Source organism: Corynebacterium sp. HMSC070E08 (assembly GCF_001808895.1).
In the GTDB taxonomy this organism is placed as follows: Bacteria; Actinomycetota; Actinomycetes; order Mycobacteriales; family Mycobacteriaceae; genus Corynebacterium; species Corynebacterium hiratae.
In genome coordinates, this window is the sequence record NZ_KV794799.1 from 1 (window position 1) to 5044 (window position 5044).

5 protein-coding genes are annotated in these 5044 nt (G+C 53.4%); 4 read left to right on the plus strand and 1 reads right to left on the minus strand.

All coding sequences use genetic code 11. The annotated features are described in order from the left end of the window. The first annotated feature begins 1256 nt into the window (after nt 1–1256). From HMPREF2526_RS13315 to HMPREF2526_RS13095, 4 genes are all read left to right on the plus strand, one after another. A complete protein-coding gene (locus HMPREF2526_RS13315) occupies nt 1257–1937 on the plus strand; it encodes a hypothetical protein (protein WP_141759829.1) in 681 nt (226 codons plus the stop codon). Beyond that, a complete protein-coding gene (locus HMPREF2526_RS12340; RefSeq protein WP_070547411.1) occupies nt 1937–2896 on the plus strand; it encodes a hypothetical protein in 960 nt (319 codons plus the stop codon). Before HMPREF2526_RS13315 ends, HMPREF2526_RS12340 begins: the two co-directional genes overlap by 1 nt. Nucleotides 2897–3017: 121 nt before the next feature. Further along, a complete protein-coding gene (locus tag HMPREF2526_RS12345) occupies nt 3018–3596 on the plus strand; it encodes a lipoprotein LpqH (RefSeq protein WP_070547412.1) in 579 nt (192 codons plus the stop codon). Between the two features lie 15 nt (nt 3597–3611). After that, nucleotides 3612–4820: a CHAT domain-containing protein gene (locus HMPREF2526_RS13095; protein ID WP_158010568.1), complete on the plus strand. Its 1209-nt coding sequence runs from the start codon at nt 3612–3614 to the stop codon at nt 4818–4820. On the opposite strand, the gene HMPREF2526_RS12350 is transcribed toward HMPREF2526_RS13095, so the two are convergent. Continuing rightward, nucleotides 4821–5044: DUF711 family protein (locus tag HMPREF2526_RS12350; RefSeq protein ID WP_148139574.1), on the minus strand; the 224-nt coding region annotated here is incomplete at its 5' end.

Below are 5044 nucleotides of genomic sequence, written 5' to 3' on the forward strand. Positions count from 1 at the left end.
AATAGGGTGTCCACTAAACGAGGGTAACCTCAAAGATAAGAAGTGCCGAGACTTCGAGCTAAGGCTTGTATGTTTCGATAGGCTATAGCGGCCTGATTGTGTTGTCCTTGGCACATAAACAACGCAGCACGTTCAATTTTTGTTAGGAAAGTGCGTTGTACAGGTTCAAGTGTTCGCGGAGCTAGTTCTTCGAGTGCAGCGACTCTCTTTTCGGCTTCCTCTAGCTTATTGGCGAAACGAAGCGATTGAGCGACGCTGAATGTGATTACCCATTGTTGGTCTTCGAGGCGCATCAACTGAGACGGGTCGTCGACCCTTAGCTTTTTCCTCTCAATAGTGGAAAGGGCTCCGTGGAGAACGTCGATGGACAAAGCAAGGTTGGCTTCACGAGTGACTTGAGGAAATTCTAAGAGCAGGTTGCTGAGCTCAGAGACACCCTTAGAACACTGTTCCGAATTAGTTAATTTCGTGGAATTCCAATGGACAGGGGTTTCTCGCCACGAATCGTCGCCAGCCCGCATTTTCGAGCTTGCTTCCTCACATCGAGCTCTGAAAGCTCGTGCCGAAGTACGCACTTTTATGGAATCGAACACACTATAATCTCAGCACAGATTGGAATTTGTTGTCGATGATTTGGACACTTATGTTGAGAGGTAACGAAGCCCATGGCTAACTTGAGACCACGCACTGCAGTAATTGCGGATGCGTGGACCGCCGCAGAGATTGACGCACCTGCGCTAGTAAATAAGAAGGGTCTGCCTCTGGCACGAACACAGAAATGTCTACTTGATCCACTAGTTTTTAGGCCGCGGGAACGAAAGCATCTCGCCAAGGCACTGTTGAACCCCGCGGACGCTGCCGAGATGTACCAGCTTCTGGTTGATTCCCGAGAGGCGTTGTCATGGACGTCCTTGTGGTATCTCGAGTTCAAGGAAATGAGACAAGCACTGGGAATCTCGGAAGGGAATCCCCAGGAGCTTTATTATCCCCGAGCTTATGAGCTCGCCATTACTAGGGGAGCCCCCGAGGGCGATGTAAGCGAGCTCGTTAGTGCACTACTAGATTCCATACACACGATTGGCCCCAGCACGAGAGAAGTGATGGAGGTGCTGAGGTCAAAGGAAACGCATGACTATGCGGAGAAGACATGGACTTCCTCTTGGTACAACAGAAGAGTACCCCCTCAAACTCATGGACTTAGTGAACGGCTAGCGCTTGCTCTTCTTGATCAGTCAGGGGAGAGTCTTGAAGCCTTTGTGGCTACAGAAGACGTTCGGGCTATCGCTTTTGAAATGCGAGATCAAGAAGGAATTATTGAGAAGTTTCTGGAAGCTATTGTCCCTAAAACGCAAACAGTTTCTCTTTCTGAGAAGGATCCCCTTGTTCCACCGGAGTTGTTAGGTTCGGCATTTCTTCCGCTTGACCGCACCATTGAGCAGCGCGTGCGGGCAGCGTTAATTCGGCATCGGGACGCAGACTCTGAGGTCGGAGCTGCGGAAATCGTGATCGAAGAGATTGAAAGGGCAGTGGATGCATTTGGCCTCCACGATGCCCGAAGCCAAGCGCTATTCCTTGTTGGCACGGTGATAGCACCTCAGCTAACTCCGCTGCTTCACGTTGATTCTGACGACGTCGGAGCGGCAGAGGGGTTTGTAGGCGAGCTCCAGCAAAGAATACGGAGGGAGGCATATGTAATGCACTTGCGACGGCAATTATGTGCTGGGGGAGCCATCCATGCTGACCAAACCAAGATCGTTGCTGATTTGCAAGATTTCTGGAAGCCTTGGTTGAACCGCTTATGGTCTCGACTACACGGTCGCGAAATTAGGCCACGTCCCCCGGCTGAAAGCCCTAAAGAATTGCTGACCGGCATTACCCGTTCTGTCATTCTTGACCACCGCGCAAGAATCCGTAAGTCTCTTGAGAGGAGCTCCTGATGAAGTGGACATTGAAAGATGGAGCCTGGTCATCGGGCGTTATTAGTTTCTCAGAGTTTCCACTTATCCAAGCTGTTGAAGCTAGGGGAGCGCTATTGGAGTGGAATATCGACGAGCCCGAAAGGAGCCGGCCACGCATCACGATCACTGACGAAGACGAATGCGATTGGCTGTGGGAACTCATCGGAGAGCCTGCCCATGTTGAATTTGTACAGTCGGCGCAGAACCCCAACATGCGAAAAGCATTCAATGTCGCTGCTCAATGGAATCTGGAGACGTTACTGGCGCTTCGAAAGCTCGCTCATGGCCAGTGGCTACGAGATTGGTGGCCGACCAGTGCCGTTGATGGGGTACCCAAGCTGAGTGATGAGGGGCTGGTTCGTGAGATGAACGACGTGGCTATGCAGGTAGAAACAATCGTCGACGGGTATCAGTTTTCTCGTACTGAGGACACCTCAGTGTCCTTAAACAGAACAAGGGACAACCAGGCACAATCTGACTATGCTTTGGTCGCGGGCACAGTTCAAGAGTGTGCGATCACGGGCCCCATTTTTAGTGGTACATCCTCCCCGGCGTGGCAAGGGCTGCCAGCACATGTAGTTGATGCGACAGAGAATCCCGTTCACTGGCATGTCGAAGCGGCTCCGAATCCGGTGCTAGACATCCAAGTATTACTCGCTGATAAGCAGTCAAACGGTGAAGGCCTTGAGGTGCGGGTGCTTCGCGGACCTGAGGAATTAGCCCACGGATATCTCGACAAGCGGGGGTTCGCGTCTGTGCCGTTAGGTCTCACGGTAGCTGAGGTATGGCTTCAAGATTGGACTGACGTGGTCGTACAAGTTGGGGTTGATGTCAACGAGAGCCAGGAAGTGCGCAACCGTATTAGGGCCTTTGCTCAGGAGCGACTGCGAGCTCGCGACAGGTTGAGCTTTGCCGAAGAGTGCGTTGCTCTTTACTGATTGAAGACATCGAATCCCCCCCTTTGGGGGACCAGTTTTGTGAGTGGTAGAGCTAGCATTCTCCAATACTGAGGCTAGCTGGCACTCGAATGCACAGCTAAATGCAAAGAAAGGAACTCCAGTGAAGATCACTAAGTCTCTCGTATCTCTTCTTGCCGCCGTCTCGTTGACAACGCTCGCTGCCTGTTCTCAATCTGAAGGCGACAACGGCGAAAAGTCTGCGGACGCTACCACCGAAGTTGCTGCCAACGAGGCTGAAAAGACTGAAGACTCTAGTACAGATTCTGATGCGAATGCAGAATCAAACGACAGCGAAGATGAGTCTGCAAATGCAGATGCGAAGACCGCTTCAATCGGTGGAAGCTATGAAGCCACAGTTGATGGCCAGGCCATCGTGGTAGAAGACGAAACCATCGTATGCCAGGAGGCAGCTGGCACGATGAATCTCGCAGTAGGTTCCGGTACAGCTGGTATCTCCGCAATGCTTTCCACCGATGATAACCCCACGGTGAAGGGTGTCGGAATGATGGATGCAGATGGAAATACCCTGGCCTACGCTGAGGGTAGCCCGATGGGCTCCGCTACGGCGACGAAGGAAGGCGACAGCTACACCGTGTCGGGTGAGGGCATTGTGACCGATCCACAAAACCCGACCAGCATGGAAACGAAGCCGTTCGAATTAAAGATTACCTGCGGTTAATCAAGGTAAGACGTGGTGAGTGGGCAACAAGTCCTGACCTTGTGGTTTGCTGAGGCAAGCACTTGCTGGATCACGTGGCGCTGGGAAGGAGAGGAAGACGCGCACGCGTCTCGTCTTGACCCAGCGCTACGCCAGACTCTTCTCAACTTTTATGAGGAGGCATTGCCCAATGCTCGCCCTGCTGAATCTGCGGAGGAAGCGCTCGACCGCGCCTTGAGTGGTCCATTGGCCTCTCCACAAGAATCGGCGGATTTTGGGGCAAGACTAGCTGATGGTCTTCTTCCCACTGAACTGACCCAAGCGTTAATTCGACGTTCTGGGCATGGCGCCGAGCGCGTTTGCATGAAGATCCATGTATCTCCAACTGCAGCTCGGATTCCATGGGCACTCCTGCGTATTCAAACAGAAACTGCAGGAAATCATCGTACGCTACTTTTGGACTTTGCGGACGTCGCTATAGCTATTCCCCGCAATGCTTCCCGCCTTGCGAAACGCCGCGATAAAGGAGCTTCGCGTTTGCGTGTTAACGGAACACGGCGCGGGGTTGTAGCTGTCATCGATCCTAAAGTTCCTGGATACCAACCGACTTCGGCGCTGGGCTCGGTCCTGGGACCACCCCAAGACAACGATGAACTAGCAGCACTTTTAGGGCGGCGAACTGGAAACCTTATTCCCACAGCGACCGTTTTCTCTGAACTAGCTAGACGTAGTGATCTAGATCGCCGGTGGCTCAAGTCCGTACTGCCTAAAGCTTCCGCTTTTCTGTACGTGGGACACGTTAGCGTGGGACAGGACCTCACCTCCTCAGGGGCATCATCAGCACTCCACTTGTGTTGTGTTGATGACACGGGGCAGCACGATCCGTTGACCGCCGGTGAGATTCTAAGCGATGAAGAGTTCGTGTTCCCTGAACACGTGGCATTCATTGGGTGTGGTTCTGGTACCGACCATACTTTTCTCGAACCCATGGGTTTGTCTTTGGCCGCGCATTTGCGGGGCGCTCAGTACGTCATCGCTGCTTCGTGGACGATACCCACGGATTCATACCTTCCCTCTACACCGTTGCGGCGACTGATTCTTGCAGCCGATGAAGCATTAGATTCATCTAATCCGGCGCGTGCAATGAACTTGTGGCAACGTGACCGTGCGGAAGCGTGGTTTCGCGACGGCCACGTTAAGGACACCCCATTGCTTTGGGCGGCGATGCAGACTTTCGTGCGCTGACTAGTTGCGGAAACCGTGCACCGGCGCCGGAATAAAGCCACCGCGGTTGATGAAGGTGGAGTTGCCCACCTGGTTGACCGGGATGACCGGAGCGTAGCCCAGAAGGCCGCCGAAGTTGACCTCGTCGCCAGCCTTGGTGCCAGGGGCTGGGATAACGCGCACGGCGGTCGTTTTATGGTTCATCACGCCGATGGCGGCTTCGTCCGCGATCATGCCGGCGATGG